The organism is Reichenbachiella sp., from assembly GCF_965233835.1.
Lineage (GTDB): Bacteria > Bacteroidota > Bacteroidia > Cytophagales > Cyclobacteriaceae > Reichenbachiella.
Genome location: NZ_OZ247585.1, coordinates 855,483 through 871,434, shown reverse-complemented (window position 1 = coordinate 871,434; position 15,952 = coordinate 855,483). Strand labels below are relative to the sequence as shown.

Sequence of the window (15,952 nt, the reverse complement as noted above, 5' to 3'; positions counted from 1 at the left end):
CTTCGCTGCTTCAATTTGCTTATTATGTTTGACAAGGTAGAGGAATACAAGGCCATGATTAAAGCTGCAGAAGTGAAAGCTGCAGATGATTTGGAACAATTCAGAATGAAGTTCATTAGTAAAAAAAGTGTCGTCACCGAGCTTTTTAATGACTTCAAAAATGTTCCTAACGATCAGAAGAAGGCTTTTGGACAAGCCTTGAACGAGCTAAAGACTTTTGCTCAAGAGAAATTTAAAACGCTGGCGGACTCTTTGGACAATAGTTCAAATGAAAGTGCAAGTCAGGGAATGGACCTGACTCTTCCAGACGTGCCTAATGAAAATGGCAGTGTTCATCCACTCACCATTACACGAAACAAGATCATTGAAATCTTTGAACGTATGGGCTTCAACGTAGCTAGTGGGCCCGAAATTGAAGAAGATTTTTACAACTTCACTGCACTTAATTTTCCAGAAAATCACCCTGCTAGAGAAATGCAGGATACATTCTTCATTGAAAAAAACCCAGACAAAGTGTTGAGAACACATACCTCCAACGTTCAGATTCGGATGATGGAAGGTGGCAAGCCTCCGTTCCGATCTATCATGCCGGGACGTGTATATCGAAATGAAGCTATTTCTGCCAGAGCACACTGTTTCTTTCATCAAGTGGAAGGATTATATGTAGATAAAAACGTTGGATTCAAGGATCTTAAGCAAACAGTTTATCACTTCGTGAAAGAAATGTTTGGTGAAAACACCAAGGTGAGATTCAGACCCTCCTACTTCCCTTTTACTGAACCAAGTGCAGAAATTGACATCAGTTGTTTTATTTGCCAGGGCAAAGGCTGTAACGTTTGTAAATACACCAAATGGGTGGAGATTGCAGGATCAGGAATGGTTGACCCAAATGTATTGGCCAATTGCGGTATAGATCCTGAGGAATATACCGGTTTCGCTTTCGGTATGGGTATCGAGCGTATCGCCATGCTAAAATATCAAATCAACGATTTGCGACTGTTCTCAGAAAATGATGTCAGATTTTTAAGACAGTTTCAAGGAACTTTCTAACTGCGCATCTTTCTTACTAGCTTTCCAGAATAAATTTTCCTAGTCATCTATGTGTGGAATAACAGGCATTCTGGCGTTTAACGAAGTCGGAAGATTCAATCTAACGAATCTTGAGAAAGCTACATTGGCCCTAACGCATCGTGGACCAGACCACCATGGCACATATGTCAATCATTCTGTGGGTTTGGGACATCGAAGACTCTCAGTAATAGATACCAGTGAAAATGCCAATCAGCCGTTCGAGATATTAGATGGTAGATATGTAATTGTTTTCAACGGAGAAATTTTCAACTACAAAGCATTAAGAAAAGAGTTAATTTCAAAAGGCATTCAATTCAAATCTGACTCAGACACAGAGGTTCTGCTTCATCTATATGCGCAAGAGGGAAAATCTTGTCTACATAAACTTAATGGGTTCTTCGCTTTTGCCGTATACGATTCGCTTGAGAAATCTATGTTTATTGCAAGAGATCGATTAGGTATCAAGCCGCTACTCTATTTTCAAGATGAGTTCAAGTTTTTATTTGCCTCAGAGATGAGTGCAATCCTGGCACTAGATATTGACAAGGAAATCAATCAAGAAGCGCTCAATTACTATCTGCAGCTAAATTACACACCTGCTCCTCTAACAATGATCAAAGGGGTCAATAAACTTGAACCCGGTCAGCACATATTTATTCAAAACAACGAAGTAGACGTTCAGCAATATTATGATGTACCAAACAATAAGCAAAAGGCGAAATTAGATTACGCTTCTGCGCAAACCCAGCTAAAAGAGATTTTGGAAAGATCCGTGGCCAGGCGAATGGTTGCTGATGTGCCTTTAGGTTGCTTTTTGAGTGGCGGTATTGACTCAAGTGTTGTCACTGCTGTAGCCTCAGGCCAAACCCCATCACTTAAAACTTTTTCTATTGGGTTTGAAGGAAATAAGTTCTTTGATGAAACCCACTATGCCGAATTGGTAGCAAAAAAATTCAAAACAGATCACAGTACATTCAAACTTACCAATGAGGAAATAACGAGCTACTTACCTGACATAGTGGACCACATTGATGAGCCCTTTGCAGATTCATCAGCTATTCCTGTCTTCCTGTTGAGTAAAAAAACCCGTGAGCATGTCACCGTTGCACTTTCCGGAGATGGTGCTGATGAGATTTTCTCCGGATACAACAAACATGCGGCTTGGTGGAAAATGCAGAATAGTCAAAAGATTAAGACCCTAGTGAAGCTTATCCATCCATTTGCTCAAATGATGCCTAAGTCCAGATCAGGGAGGATAAGCAATGCAGCCAGACAAGCAGTTCGATTTGCCAAAGCTATGAAACTAAGTCCAGCTGATCGCTATTGGTTTTTAGCTTCGTTCACCACGCAAACTCAAGCTAACAAAATGCTGAAAGAGCCATGGCTAAATTATAGCCATAGAGATTCTTGGATGGATTCAATGAACAACTACAAGGACCTCAATGATGTCCTGAGATTAGATACTCAGTTTGTCTTGCCGAATGACATGCTAAAAAAAGTAGACCTAATGTCTATGGCTAATAGTCTGGAAGTGCGAGTACCCTTTTTAGATCATGAGTTAATCGACTTTGTATTTGGTCTGCCCGAGTCCATGAAAATTGATGGATCCATGCGGAAGAAAATATTGCAGGATACCTATCGTCATATTCTTCCATCAGAACTTTACAATAGACCTAAAAAAGGCTTTGAAGTTCCATTGCTTGATTGGCTTAAGTCTTCATTGAGAAATGAACTACATGAACATCTATTTAATCGAGATTTGATCGAAAATCAGGGCCTTTTTAATTGGAACGAATTAAAAGAACTGGAGAAACAATTATTCTCACGAAACCCTGAAGATAGTCACGCACGAGTTTGGGGGCTCTATGTTTTCCAAAAGTGGCATGCCAAATATCTTTAGTACTGATAAACACAAAATTCAATCTCACATCAAGCTAATTATTAAAGATTTAGATTAATTTTAATTCATTCGACTTCCACTAAATCAACTGGCATGCAAAACTTGAATAAATTCCTAGTTTGTCTGGATTCTACTCCGCTCGATGAGCACATCATTCAATACAGTTCAATGATCGCGGAACTTGCCGGGTGTGAGAAAGTTTACTTTGTCCACATTGCGAAAAAAAATCTAAGTCTTAAAGTAAAAAAATACTTTCAAGAAAAAATACAAGAACACTTCAAGGCCGGCTGTGAAACTGAAATGCAAATCCATCAAGGAAAAAACGCAGTCCAGATTTTAAAATGGTCAGAATTCAAAATTGTGGATTTGGTCATTTTGGGGATAAAACCAAAAACCGAATCTACAGGAAAGCACGCCGCAAGACTAATTAATGAAGCGCAATGTTCAGTTCTCCTTGTTCCTTCAACCGCCAAATTGAAGTTATCAAAAGTTATCATTCCTCTGGACTTCTCGGGAAGTTCATTGACGGCAATTGATGCAGCATTAAACATCAAAGAAAAAATGGGTGTTGAAGTGCTATTACATCACGTTTATTTCGTCCCTTCAGGGTATACCCACACAGGGAAAAGTTATGATGAGATGGCCGAGATCATGGACAAAAACAAACGTCGCGAGTACGAACAATTCAAACGAGAACAGTCACTCGACGAATCGAAATACGAAGTTATCTTTGAATTAGATGAAGATCAGAATCCATCTGATAATATCTATGAAATGGCCAAAGAAAGAAACGCAGATATGATTATCGTGGCATCACGAGGTCGAACCAAATTGGCATCTATGCTCAAAGGCAGTACAGCCGTGAATTTGATCAGCTATGACAGAGAAATTGCCTGTTTGGTAGTGAAAAATAAAGCCGAAAATATGGGCTTCTTCGAAACGCTAATGAAGCTTTAATTAGTCAACAATCCTTACTTCAATCAGGTAACTAGAGGGGTCAAGACCAATTAACTTTCTACTGCCTTCAACCTTGTAACTATCCAATTTCCCTTGTACAAAGGACAACTGAAATGACTGGCTAGATTGGTATAAGTAATTTTCATCTTCAAAGTTGACCTGACAAGAATTGATGCGATCAGTGTCCCTGGCTATTCGGACTGAAACAGGCCCTTTCTTTTCTTTTGCTTTTCGCTCAAATAAAACACCCTTTTCACTTACTTCCTTAGTGTAATTCGTAGATCGAATCATTCTTGAAAATGAAGATTCAATAAGCACTTTTAAATCTTTCTTGATTACGGAAGTATCAAATTCTAGTGCTAACCGCTCCTCCTCTTCATCCAACCTGACATTCTTTTTTAATTGATGTCCAATTTGCTCGTTCGTCAGGGACTTCAATAGCTGATCCAGCGCTTCGACATCAGGGTCAGCCGAAACGGCAATATCATCCGGAGATAAGCAAGAAAACAAAAGCGTCAAAAAAGAAAGGGCAAAAATTTTATTCATTTGGCAAATTTCGTCTGGTGTTATGGATTTAAAAAGTGTTTACGCGAATTAGATCGCTGAGATTCCAAAAGCATAAAGAATCAATTTTGGAATCTCCGAATTCATCAAATAAGCAACCGAGTATTTATTAGATTTGCTTTCAAATTTGTTGAAAATGAAAGAAAAGTTAGAGGAAATCAAGCATAGATTCGAAGAAGTAGGACAACTGATAGTTCAGCCAGACGCCATGTCCGACATGTCTTACTATTCGAAATTGAGCAAAGAATATAAGGACCTCGAAAAGATTGTCAATAAATACGAAGAATATAAAATCGTTCTGGAAAACCTGACCAATTCAAAAGAAATTCTGGAAACAGAAAAAGATCCTGAATTCAGAGAAATGGCCAAAATGGAACTGGACGAATTGGAACCTAAAAAGGAGGACCTGGAGGAGGAAATTAAACAAATGTTGATTCCAAAAGATCCTAATGACGACAAGAACAGTATCCTCGAAATTCGTGCAGGTACAGGAGGAGATGAGGCCGCCATTTTTGCCGGAGACCTCTTCAGAATGTATCAAAGATACTGCGAAAAGCAAGGTTGGAAATTGGGTGTGATGGATTTAACCGAAGGTAGTTCGGGCGGATACAAAGAAATCATCAGCATGATTTCTGGAGAAGATGTGTATGGGAAAATGAAATTTGAATCAGGCGTGCATAGGGTACAGCGTGTACCTGCCACAGAAACCCAGGGAAGAGTTCATACGTCGGCGGCTACAGTTGCCGTATTGCCTGAAATGGAAGAAGTGGACGTTCAAATTGACATGAACGATGTAAGAAAAGACACCTTCTGCTCTAGCGGGCCAGGTGGTCAGTCTGTAAACACTACTTATTCAGCGATTCGTTTAACTCACATTCCTACTGGCTTGGTAGTTTCATGTCAGGATGAAAAGAGCCAAATCAAAAACTTGGAAAAAGCCCTCAAAGTACTCAGAGGAAGGATCTATGACATTGAACTAAAAAAGCACAATGACGAAGTAGGTGCACAAAGGAAATCAATGGTAGGTAGTGGTGACCGATCAGATAAGATCAGAACCTATAACTACCCACAGGGAAGAGTAACCGATCACAGGATAGGATATTCTCAGCATAACCTACCAACCGTAATGGATGGAGAAATTGGAGAATTCATTGAGCAGCTGAGGATTGCTGAAAATGCAGAAAAACTAAAAGACGGGGAAGCTTAGTCTTGAAAGTCATCAGACACCTTATATTGTATTTCGCTTTCGGTATGTATGCCTTCATAGGATGCGAACCTTCTTCTGAGGACATTTCTTTCGACCCTGACTTAAGGCTTACCTACTCAACCGACACCGTGACTTTTGACACATTGTTTAGTACAGTAGGCAGTATTACCAAACGCTTTAAAATCTACAACCCAAATGAACAAGCGATTCAACTGAATCAGTTATCGCTAGGAACTGGAAATCAGTCCTCCTATTCCCTTACCGTAAACGGAGTCAAAGAAAAGTCGTTCCAGAATGAGGTCATTTATGGGAATGACAGCCTACTGGTTTTAGTCGAAGTGCTCATAGACCCCAGCAACCAAGACCTTCCATTTTTGGTCAAAGATTCTGTAGAAGTAGTATACAATGCAAGGTCAGAGAACATCAAGTTGGTCTCTTGGGGTCAGGATGCAGTTTTCATCAATAATGAAGCCATTACTTGTAACACCACGTGGACGAAAGAGCGTCCGTACGTGATTTATGACTCAGCATGGATAGCCCAAGGTTGCCAGCTCACAGTTGAGGCAGGCACTAAAATCTATATCGATAACCATGCTTTGTTTACTATTGCAGGCTCCATTGAAGTTCAAGGAACCCCTGATGAAAAAGTCGAAATTTCTGACACTAGACTAGACGCAAAGTATGATGAAGCTCCTGGCCAATGGGGAAGTCTGTTTTTCTTTCCTGGTAGCACTGGCAGCATCATTGATCACGCCATTATAAAAAATGGGACCACAGGCATTATCCTGGCCATCAATTTAAATAATGGTGAGGGCGCCGAACTACAAGTCAGCAATACTTCGATCCAACACATGTCCGAATCGGGAATTGCGGCTTATGCCGGAACCATCGAGGCACATAATCTTGAAATCTTTCACTGCCAAAATCAACTATTTGGAGGTTTTGGGGGTGGGAGCTATACGCTCAATCATTGTACCTTTTCTAACGATCCTAATGACTTCTCGCGCGAAGGTGCCTCCGTAGGATTTACCAATTATTTGGAGTTCAGTGATGGCTCCATATTAGCCAATAGTCTTTCTCTCGATCTGACCAATTCAATCATTTGGGGAAGAGAGGATGAAGAATTTCTTGTAGATTTAAATTCCGCTTCTCCTGCCAGTGTCAAAGTAGAGAGAAACATCATACGCTCTACAGATGAGAGTTGGGCCATTCTAAACAACTTTATAAGTCAGGAAGACAACTACCCAGGGTTCTACGCTCCTAACTTTTATGATTATCAAATTGATTCCTTGTCCAACGCCAGAGACTCAGCACTTACTTCATTGATTACTCACGATATTCTAGGTACTCCACGCGACGCCATGCCTGATATAGGAGCCTATGAAAGAAAAGATTCTATTCCTTAGGAATGCGACCAATTCCCCTCATCAGTTTGGTCATTTGGTGATAAGCCCAAGATATCTCCATCAGTACTCACACCCAACCCCAGCACCGTCCGATTCGCATAACAGAAATAGCTGACCACCTGATTGATCTCAAGTATTTCCCCATCCGATAAGTCTGCATTTCTCAATTTCACAACATCTTCCTCTTCCATCTTGGAAGGACTAAGTGTCAGTTTTTTTGCATAAGTGAATACAGCTGATTCGTTCAAAGAAAACACTTCTCCAGGTCTATCATTTTTCAATGCTGAATTTATCTTTTCCGCCCTTTCATCATCTTTCAATAGCCGTCTCATGCCTTGATAGTGGTGATCCACACAATAGGAGCAGCCATTGAGCATACTAACATATACGCCCAACGCTTCCAGAAAATGAACTGGTGTCTCATTAGTGCTATTGTGGAGCACATACTTATATAGTGCCATATGGCCCTCTAAACTATACGGCCTCAGGCTATGTACTTTCAATATATTGTCAATGTACTCTCCAGGTCCTTTGATTCGATCATAAATCTTTCTCAGTTTTCCTTTCGACTCATTGTAGTCAATTTCTTTTATCCAGGCCATATCTTAAACGTTTTTGACTCAATATAAAATATTGATGTTGTAGTCAGAAACAAAAATTCATTGAGAAGAATAAAATATGATTTTAATTGTTATAATACTATTTTTATTCTGTGCTAACCAAACTTAAAAATCGTATTAGGCTATTCTTCGGGTTTTCAGCCTCAGAAACCAATGGCCTTATCCTTTTAGTGCCTTTGCTATTGCTGATAATTTCGGCTCCCTCAATACTAAAGCATGTACTCGCCAGCAACTCCGCACAAAGTGATTTAGAAGACGAACGTATACTTCAAGCTTGGCTGGAAGAATCAAAAAGCAAACTGAAATCCGACGAGGGAGCCACGTTCACTCCTACCTTCTTCAATCCTAATAAAGCCAGCAGTGAAAAATTAGTAGAACTTGGGTTTAAAAAGAAAATAGCAGATCGAATTATCAACTACCGGAGTAAGGGAGGGTCATTCAAGGAAAAAGAGGACTTGCTGAAAATATATGGGATCAATCAAAAGCTTGTTACCGCCTACTACGATTACATCATCATTCCTAAGCCAGAAGCTAAACCCAAGTCTACGTCACCGAAGTTCAAACAGGTCATTGAAAAAATGGTAATCGAAAAAGAAAATGTAAAATTCGATTTGAATTTGGCCGACACCTCCCAATTCCAAATAGTAAGAGGTATAGGACCCGTGCTATCCGTTAGAATTGTCAAATACAGAGAGATGCTTGGAGGTTTTACTCACACCGCACAACTTCGTGAAGTATACGGCATCGAAGAAGAAGTTTATCAGCGAATGCTGAGTCATTTTGACGTTCTCATTCCATCCGCCAAAAAAATAAACATCAACCAAGACTCCATATCATTTCTTGCCAAACACCCTTATCTAAATTATAAAACCAGTCGCGCGATAATCAAGTATCGCGCACAGCATGGTGACTATCAATCTGTAGCTGATTTGAAAAACATCCACAGTATCTCGGACTCTTTGTTTCAAAGAATAGCCCCCTATCTGAAGGTAGAATAGACAGAATAATATGGGCCTTTAGGGAAAATCAATATCCTTTTCTATTTTACGTCCTGATCTTGTCTCATGAGAGAAATACTTCAGTCCTACTTAAGAAGGTTAACCAATTTATCAGGAAATAGTCGTTCGATATTTCTACCCAAACTACCTGCGGGCCAGTTTATTGATCTTCATCAATTTGATTTTGCAAGAAATGAGGCTTCCTTTAAGGTACTGGAAGGTGTACTGGCCAGAAAAGCAAAAATCCCACTTTGCGACATCCAAAATAGCAGAGACGAAGACTCCAATCAACTTTCTAAAAACCTTAAACAGCTCAAACGAGAAGATCATCTGATTTTCGAAGAGCGAGGAGCCAGAGATTTGTACATAGGCTGGCCCTTTGTAAAAGGAAAGTTTTCTGACGGTACCTTGGCAAGGTGTCCACTTCTTTTTTTCCCTGTTGCCCTTGAGTCTGATCAGAAAGATTGGTATTTGGTCAGTCGAAAGGATGTGAACGTCACCATGAACAAGTCCTTTTTGTTAGCCTATGCCTATTTCAATCAACTGCCTGCCAATGAAAACTTGCTCGAAAGAGTATTCGATGATTTTGATAAGGAAAGCAAAGGATTTCGAACAGACCTCTATGAATTGTTGAAGGAAGAAAAGCTTGAAGTAAACTTTAATCAAGACAATTTTTCCGACCAACTCACCTCTTTTAAGGCATACAAAAAAGCAGATCTTGAGCAATCAGAAAAAGATGGTGAACTTAAACTTTTTCCTGAATCAGTTCTTGGTATTTTTCCGCAAGCTGGGTCTTATCTGGTACCTGATTACCTCACGTTGCTTGAGCATCCAAAATTATCAACACTAGAAGAATTTTTTACCGAAAGGAATCTCGATGAAGACAAAACTGAAGACACCTCCTATTATCGTTTCCTAAAGCGAGTAAAAGAAGACCAAACCTTCACTCCTTTTAAAATGGATGCTTATCAGGAAAACGTAATAAAGGCCATAAAAAAGGGAAACTCTGCTGTCGTACAAGGACCACCTGGCACAGGAAAGTCTCAGCTTATCTGTAATCTCGTTGCCGACTACATTGCACGAGGTAAAAATGTACTGGTCGTCAGTCAGAAACGTGCTGCTTTGGATGTAGTGTTTGAAAGGCTAAAAGAGAAAGAACTTAATGACTTTATCGGCCTTCTTCACGATTTCAAAAATGATAGAAAATCCATCTACGAACAACTAGAAGGTCAAATTGATCGGTTAGAGGACTATCAATCAGTAAACAACTCGCTGGACGCTATTCAACTGGAAAGGAATTTTCTAAAAACTAGTAGAAGAATTGATCAGCTGGATGAAGAGCTTTCAGAATTCAAAAAGAGCCTTTTTGATGAATCGGAATGTGGCCTATCCGTAAAGGAACTCTACCTGACTTCAAGTCCACATGAATCCGTCATTCCGCTGAATCTGGAATACCGGAATTTTAGATTTGACAATCTTGATAAATTCAAGCGAAAGCTTGAGACCTATAGCAAGTATGGAGAAAAATTTCTAAACGAACACCACCCTTGGTACAACAGAAAATCATTCGCAACATATAAAGTCACAGAGCTCAGTTCGATTTCAAAGCATTTGGATGAAATCAAACCATACATAAGTGTTTTAGAAACCGTCACGGAAAAAGCTATAGGTAAAAAGGTCTCATTCGAAGACGCAGTGGAGATCATCAAAAAGTATGAGGAAATAGAACACCTAGTATCGGTTTTAAAGGATCCATTGGTTTTTAATGCATTGAATTTAGTACTCAGAAACGTACAACGGACAGTTAGTAAAGAAAGGCTAGTAGAGACTGAAAAGCTGGTCATGCAATGTTACGAAGGGCAAGGAGCCGAACTTTCACTCAAATCAGATGAGCTCGGAAGATTTCAAGAAGCGTTGGACAGAAGTTTGGACGCACGAAAAAGTATCTTCAAATGGCTCAGATGGAAATTATTCTCTAAGGATAAAATATTTATTACCCGAGTCCTTGTCAACAATGGACTAAAAAGTGATCGTGCTGGGTTTGAAACCTTAGTGCAAAAAGTAGACAACAGACTGAATCTGGAACACAATCTGAGTCTACTCAAAGACGAACCTGCGGTAGGCCCCTTTCCAAAGGTCTATTCCAAAATCGAGATTAAAAACTGGTTCTTCTATCAAAAGCAGGCGGCCGAAGCACAAATGACTTTAGATGGTATACGTCATATGAACGAGTACATATCTCCGCTTTCGCTAGACCAATCCGAATATACGAGCCAGTTGGCAGGCCTCCTAACTGCTCTAGAGCCCATAGGAAAGAAGCTGGCCGAATGGGAAATCTACTTCTCCATTCCACAACTTCGCCTCATTTTTGCAGGTCAGTTAGATATCGAACAGCTGCTCTCTTCGCTCAAACAAGACTTTGATTCCTTGTGTGAGTTTGACAAACTACAGTCAGAGTTCACGGAAGATGAGCTTAGCATTGTGAACCGACTTTTGGAAAATGAACCACGCGTGAATGCGGAAATTTGGTGGCGACTATTCGACAACAGTTTACGCTTAGCATGGATCGAACACATCGAGCTCAAATACCCCATTCTTCGCTCGGTATCCTCACAGAAATTCGAGGACTTGCAAACGGAGCTACAAGACTGTGTAAAAGCAAAGCTTCGCATGAGCGTTGAAACTCTCCTTTTAAAATCGAGAGAAAGAGTTTACAAAAATGTAGAATACAATAGGTTGAACAACAGAATCACCTATCGCGATGTCTATCATCAGGTCACCAAAAAAAGAAGAATTTGGCCTGTAAGAAAATTGATTGCCAATTATCCTCGAGAAGTCTTTGACCTGATTCCTTGCTGGCTAGCTTCACCAGAATCTGCCTCGGCCATTTTCCCCATGGAAAAGGTATTTGACTTAGTGATCTTTGACGAAGCTTCTCAGTGCTTTGTTGAAAAAGGCATACCGGCCATGTTTAGAGGTAAGCAGGTGGTGATAGCCGGAGACGACAAACAGCTACGTCCTAATGACCTGTACAAAATCCGCTGGGAGGATGACAATGAGCAAGATATTGCCGAGTTAGATTTTGACTCTTTGCTTGATCTGGGTAGTCAGTACCTGATGCAGGTACAGCTTAATGGTCACTATAGAAGTAAAAACCTTGATCTTATTCGTTTCTCCAATGAGCACTTTTATAACGACCGCCTTAAGATGCTTCCTGATTTCAATGATTTGAATCTAAAACAAGCAGCCATTGACTATGTGAAAGTGGAGGGCTTTTGGCAAAACAACACCAATCATGAAGAGGCAGAAAAAGTAGCGCAAATCATTCAGAGTTTATTGAAGAAAAGACCTGAACTCGAAATTGGAGTAGTAACCTTCAATGCTGCTCAGCAGATGTATATCTTGGATTTTCTTGAGGAATTCTCGCTAGAGCAGAACTTTGCCATTCCTGGTTCATTGATTGTTAAAAACATTGAAAACATTCAAGGAGATGAGAAAGATGTAATCATTTTTTCAACGGTGTATGCACCAGATCTAGAAGGAAAAATGAATATGAACTTTGGTAGTTTGAATGCAGCCGGAGGTGAAAACAGATTGAACGTAGCCGTAACCAGAGCCAGGGAAAAAATCTATTTGGTCACTAGTATAATGCCTCAGCAGCTTCGTGTAGATGAAGCAAAAAACGAAGGGCCTAAACTTTTGAAGAAGTATCTTGAATATGCTCATGCCATTTCGGAAAAAACTTTAGCTCCAGCTGAAAAGTCTATGGCTGATCATTCGACTTCCTGGTTTCTCAAAAACAAAATTGAAGCACTAGGCTTTGAGCATTTCAATTCATTGCAAATTGACCATACACTTCCATTTGTAGATCTAGCTCTGAAGTATCAAGATCAATACTTAGCCGCAATCATTACAGATGACGACCTATACCATCAAGATATTTCTATCAAGGCCTCACATGTATATCGGCCATTTACACTTAAACAAAAGAATTGGACATTCAACATGATTTCCAGCCGCCAATATTGGATGGATGCAGAGCACATCAAGGAGCGAATCAATCGAATGATTGCGCGGTCAATCGAGAAATAGACTACTCAGTCTCAGGCTTTTGAACTTTCAATCCAAAGGAAAGAATACCTGGAAGCTCTTCCATTCTCATGAACTGCTTTACTTTGAAAGTGTAAACTCCGGCGTAAGGAAATTTTTGATCTTCAAATACAGGAACGCCTCGATCGAATAAATCACCAAGTCCTTCTCCCAAAGGTTCACCTGTTTTCTTATCAAACAGAATCAACTCTTGTAGTTCTGAAGACAACATCTCACCCGCCGAATCTTCCAGATAATATTTCAAAAAGAGATTGTAATATGGGTAATCAACTGCATATCTCACATTGTACTGAATCTGATAAGTAGAAGTGGTATCTTCTATCTCAAATTGAAATGCCACTAGCGAATCTAAATGCCAGAGCCCTTCCTTTATGTCGGACTGCTCATCAATGACAGTATTGCTACCACAGGCTACTACAAAAAGTGAGAAGCTGACAGCCACCAAGAAATGAAAGATTGATTTTAGCATAAGATTATTCAGGTTTTTTCTTATTGAATTTATTTTTTCCTCCGCGCTTCTTGTTGCGACGTTTTTTGTTCTTTGGTTTGCCGCCTTTGCGAAACTTCTTGTCCATTCGCTCCAAATCACTATTTAATGATTGCGACTCGCGATTTTCACCACCTACCTTATCTTCTAATAAAGTTTCCGGCTTCTTTCCGTCAGCATTTAATTTTTGGACTTCCTTTACTCGATCAGTCCCTAGTGCAATCCAGGCATTATCATTCTTATAGCCAAACCACATAATCTTTCTAAAGATATCTGTTTTTTGCAAGCGAGCCTCACCTTTGTCTGTAAGCAGACCCGTCTCTACTTTTGGAATATCTTTCAACGCATCCATGTACGTCTCCAATTCATAATTAAGACAACACTTCAATCGACCGCATTGGCCAGACAACTTGCTCGGATTCAAGGATAGGTTTTGATAACGTGCTGCCGATGTGGAAACATTTTTGAAGTCAGATAACCAGGTGGAACAACAAAGTTCACGGCCACATGACCCAATTCCTCCAAGCCTGCCAGCCTCCTGGCGTAGACTGATCTGTCTCATTTCTACACGGATCTTAAATTCTCCTGCCAGCCTTTTTATCAACTCCCTAAAATCTACTCTTTCATCAGCTGAGTAATAAAAGGTAGCTTTAGAATTGTCCGCTTGATACTCAACATCGGTCAACTTCATTTCGAGCTTCAACTCATTAATGATCTCGCGAGACCGATACATGGTTGGGTTCTCTCGATTCTTTACGGATTCAAATTTCTCTAGATCCTTTTGTGAGGCTACGCGATATATACTTCTAATTTCGTCGTCATCTTTGACCTTCTTCTTTTTCATCTGAAGGCGAACGAGTTCTCCCTGTAAGGAAACATAGCCCACATGATGTCCATTAGGTACATCTACAACTACAGGGTCACCCGGGTAAACTTCCAGGTCATTAGCGTTACGGAAAAAATCCTTTCTCCCATTTTTGAACCTCACTTCGAAAATGTCGAATTGATATTTGGCAGGAGTCTCCATATTGGAGAGCCAGTCAAAAGTATTCATCTTGTTGCAGCCGCCACTGCTACAACCCCCATTGCTCTTACATCCTTTTATACTTCCGTCTGCAGCCGTCAATGTGCTGCAAGTACTGCATCCCGACATCTTGTCTTTGCTTTTATTAGCCTTAAATATAATGAAGATTTGTTATCCTCATTCTTATCAAATGACGGTATATTTTCCTATGCTGATCTTTGTCAGAGCGCCAGCAAATCCTGACCAATATCCTTTCGGAAATTCATGCCATCCCATGAGATGGACTGAAGATTGCCGTAGGATTGATCTAAGGCGGATTGGATATCAGAGCCTAATCCAGTAGAGGCGATTACACGACCACCGTTGGTCACGATTTCTTCTCCTTTTTGGGTAGTTCCCGCATGAAAAACGATTCCCTTGAAGTCCGCATCCAAACCAGACATCACTCTGCCTTTTTCATACGACCCAGGGTATCCCTGTGCTACGGCCACTACCGTTGTCGCAGTTTCAGTCTTTATGGTCAATTGCTCATTATGAAGTTCTTTTTTTGCTGCAGCTTCTAAATGAGAAAGGAAATCAGATTCAATCCTTGGCATTACAACCTCGGTTTCTGGATCTCCCATTCTTACGTTGTATTCGATCACATAAGGCTCCCCTTTTACATTCATCAAACCTATGAATAAGAATCCGATGAAATCTATGCCATCCGATTGCAGGCCATCTACTGTTGGCTTGATTACTTTGTCCTCCACTTTTTTCATGAACGCCTCATCTGCGAATGAAACTGGAGATACCGCGCCCATGCCACCAGTGTTCGGTCCAGTGTCTCCCTCACCAATCCTCTTATAATCTTTTGCTTCTGGAAGCGTCATATATGATTTCCCATCAGTCAACACAAAAACTGAAAGCTCAATACCGTGCAGGTACTCTTCGATTAGTACTTTGCTGCTGGCAGCACCAAACTGCCCGTCTAGCATTACCTTGAGCGAGTCTTCAGCTTCCTTGATATCTTCTGTGATAATTACTCCTTTGCCTGCAGCCAAGCCATCAGCTTTCAGCACATAGGGTGCTTCCACTTTTGACAAAAACTTTATCCCCTCGGCCAAACTATCAGCAGTAACCGTCAATGAACCTGCTGTCGGGATATTGTTTCTGACCATAAAGGCTTTTGAGAAATCTTTACTTCCTTCTAGCTGAGCTCCCACTTCATCAGGGCCAACCATCAAGACATCTTTCAAGCTTTCATTGGAAGCAAAATAATTCCGAATGCCTTTCACCAAAGGCTCTTCAGGACCGACCACTACCAATTGTACTTCATGCTCAAGTACAGCCTTACCTAGTTCTTCAAAGTCGTTTACGCCAATCGCCAAGTTTTCCGCTACAGCAGAAGTTCCAGCATTACCGGGCGCCACAAATAGATTGTCACATTTTGAGCTTTGTTTGATTTTCCAGGCTAGAGCGTGTTCTCGCCCTCCAGCGCCTATCACAAGTACGTTCATGAATTCTTTGATTTGCCCAACAAGTGGGATTAAAACTGCAGACATTAAAGTCAGGCAGCAAAATTAAACCAATTCATGAATCGGCTAAAAGAAAGTGGAAATATCTGAA

General features: G+C 40.4%; 12 protein-coding genes. 7 read left to right on the top strand and 5 right to left on the bottom strand.

Features of this window, described 5'->3' with window-relative positions; translation table 11 throughout:
* Positions 1-24 precede the first annotated feature (24 nt).
* The 3 genes from pheS to ACO6S2_RS03650 all read left to right on the top strand — a co-directional run bounded on the left by pheS (position 25) and on the right by ACO6S2_RS03650 (position 3,928).
* Positions 25-1,050 carry a phenylalanine--tRNA ligase subunit alpha gene (pheS, locus tag ACO6S2_RS03660; protein WP_422361168.1) on the top strand — a complete coding sequence of 342 codons (1,026 nt, stop codon included), beginning with the start codon at positions 25-27 and terminating at the stop codon, positions 1,048-1,050.
* A 49-nt stretch (positions 1,051-1,099) separates the two neighbouring features.
* Positions 1,100-2,971 (top strand): asparagine synthase (glutamine-hydrolyzing), encoded by a 1,872-nt coding sequence (gene asnB / locus ACO6S2_RS03655; protein ID WP_422361167.1) that lies wholly within the window; start codon positions 1,100-1,102, stop codon positions 2,969-2,971.
* A 93-nt stretch (positions 2,972-3,064) separates the two neighbouring features.
* Positions 3,065-3,928 carry a universal stress protein gene (locus ACO6S2_RS03650; RefSeq protein ID WP_422361166.1) on the top strand — a complete coding sequence of 288 codons (864 nt, stop codon included), beginning with the start codon at positions 3,065-3,067 and terminating at the stop codon, positions 3,926-3,928.
* Here ACO6S2_RS03650 and ACO6S2_RS03645 read toward each other — a convergent pair whose 3' ends face one another.
* The gene (locus ACO6S2_RS03645) at positions 3,929-4,474 is read right to left on the bottom strand and encodes a hypothetical protein (RefSeq protein WP_422361165.1); all 546 of its coding nucleotides are present in this window, start codon (positions 4,472-4,474) and stop codon (positions 3,929-3,931) included.
* Positions 4,475-4,628: 154 nt separating this feature from the next.
* Here ACO6S2_RS03645 and prfA point away from each other — a divergent pair, with 154 nt between their 5' ends.
* Both prfA and ACO6S2_RS03635 read left to right on the top strand, forming a co-directional pair.
* Positions 4,629-5,699 (top strand): peptide chain release factor 1, encoded by a 1,071-nt coding sequence (prfA, locus tag ACO6S2_RS03640; RefSeq protein ID WP_422361164.1) that lies wholly within the window; start codon positions 4,629-4,631, stop codon positions 5,697-5,699.
* Positions 5,700-5,725: 26 nt separating this feature from the next.
* Positions 5,726-7,105 carry a hypothetical protein gene (locus tag ACO6S2_RS03635; protein ID WP_422361163.1) on the top strand — a complete coding sequence of 460 codons (1,380 nt, stop codon included), beginning with the start codon at positions 5,726-5,728 and terminating at the stop codon, positions 7,103-7,105.
* Here the strand turns inward: ACO6S2_RS03635 and ACO6S2_RS03630 are convergent.
* Positions 7,102-7,707: a carboxymuconolactone decarboxylase family protein gene (locus ACO6S2_RS03630; protein ID WP_422361162.1), complete on the bottom strand. Its 606-nt coding sequence runs from the start codon at positions 7,705-7,707 to the stop codon at positions 7,102-7,104. The genes ACO6S2_RS03635 and ACO6S2_RS03630 overlap by 4 nt on opposite strands.
* Before the next feature lie 110 nt (positions 7,708-7,817).
* Between ACO6S2_RS03630 and ACO6S2_RS03625 the strand changes: the two genes are divergently transcribed.
* Both ACO6S2_RS03625 and ACO6S2_RS03620 read left to right on the top strand, forming a co-directional pair.
* The gene (locus ACO6S2_RS03625) at positions 7,818-8,723 is read left to right on the top strand and encodes a ComEA family DNA-binding protein (RefSeq protein WP_422361161.1); all 906 of its coding nucleotides are present in this window, start codon (positions 7,818-7,820) and stop codon (positions 8,721-8,723) included.
* 66 nt (positions 8,724-8,789) lie between these two features.
* Positions 8,790-12,815 carry an AAA domain-containing protein gene (locus ACO6S2_RS03620; RefSeq protein WP_422361160.1) on the top strand — a complete coding sequence of 1,342 codons (4,026 nt, stop codon included), beginning with the start codon at positions 8,790-8,792 and terminating at the stop codon, positions 12,813-12,815.
* Between the two features lies 1 nt (position 12,816).
* Here ACO6S2_RS03620 and ACO6S2_RS03615 read toward each other — a convergent pair whose 3' ends face one another.
* From ACO6S2_RS03615 to purD, 3 genes are all read right to left on the bottom strand, one after another.
* Entirely contained in the window at positions 12,817-13,302 is a 486-nt protein-coding gene (locus ACO6S2_RS03615) for a gliding motility lipoprotein GldH (protein WP_422361159.1), read from the bottom strand.
* A gap of 4 nt (positions 13,303-13,306) precedes the next feature.
* A complete protein-coding gene (locus tag ACO6S2_RS03610; protein ID WP_422361158.1) occupies positions 13,307-14,473 on the bottom strand; it encodes a PSP1 domain-containing protein in 1,167 nt (388 codons plus the stop codon).
* Between the two features lie 92 nt (positions 14,474-14,565).
* Positions 14,566-15,843 (bottom strand): phosphoribosylamine--glycine ligase, encoded by a 1,278-nt coding sequence (gene purD / locus ACO6S2_RS03605; protein WP_422361157.1) that lies wholly within the window; start codon positions 15,841-15,843, stop codon positions 14,566-14,568.
* Positions 15,844-15,952 lie beyond the last annotated feature (109 nt).

Bases quoted from the DNA above. Each gene is read 5' to 3' on its own strand.
- asnB (WP_422361167.1), top strand. From the start codon at position 1,100: ATGTGTGGAATAACAGGCATTCTGGCGTTTAACGAAGTCGGAAGATTC.
- ACO6S2_RS03610 (WP_422361158.1), bottom strand. From the start codon at position 14,473: ATGTCGGGATGCAGTACTTGCAGCACATTGACGGCTGCAGACGGAAGT.
- prfA (WP_422361164.1), top strand. From the start codon at position 4,629: ATGAAAGAAAAGTTAGAGGAAATCAAGCATAGATTCGAAGAAGTAGGA.
- purD (WP_422361157.1), bottom strand. From the start codon at position 15,843: ATGAACGTACTTGTGATAGGCGCTGGAGGGCGAGAACACGCTCTAGCC.
- ACO6S2_RS03645 (WP_422361165.1), bottom strand. From the start codon at position 4,474: ATGAATAAAATTTTTGCCCTTTCTTTTTTGACGCTTTTGTTTTCTTGC.
- ACO6S2_RS03620 (WP_422361160.1), top strand. From the start codon at position 8,790: ATGAGAGAAATACTTCAGTCCTACTTAAGAAGGTTAACCAATTTATCA.
- ACO6S2_RS03650 (WP_422361166.1), top strand. From the start codon at position 3,065: ATGCAAAACTTGAATAAATTCCTAGTTTGTCTGGATTCTACTCCGCTC.
- ACO6S2_RS03630 (WP_422361162.1), bottom strand. From the start codon at position 7,707: ATGGCCTGGATAAAAGAAATTGACTACAATGAGTCGAAAGGAAAACTG.
- ACO6S2_RS03615 (WP_422361159.1), bottom strand. From the start codon at position 13,302: ATGCTAAAATCAATCTTTCATTTCTTGGTGGCTGTCAGCTTCTCACTT.
- pheS (WP_422361168.1), top strand. From the start codon at position 25: ATGTTTGACAAGGTAGAGGAATACAAGGCCATGATTAAAGCTGCAGAA.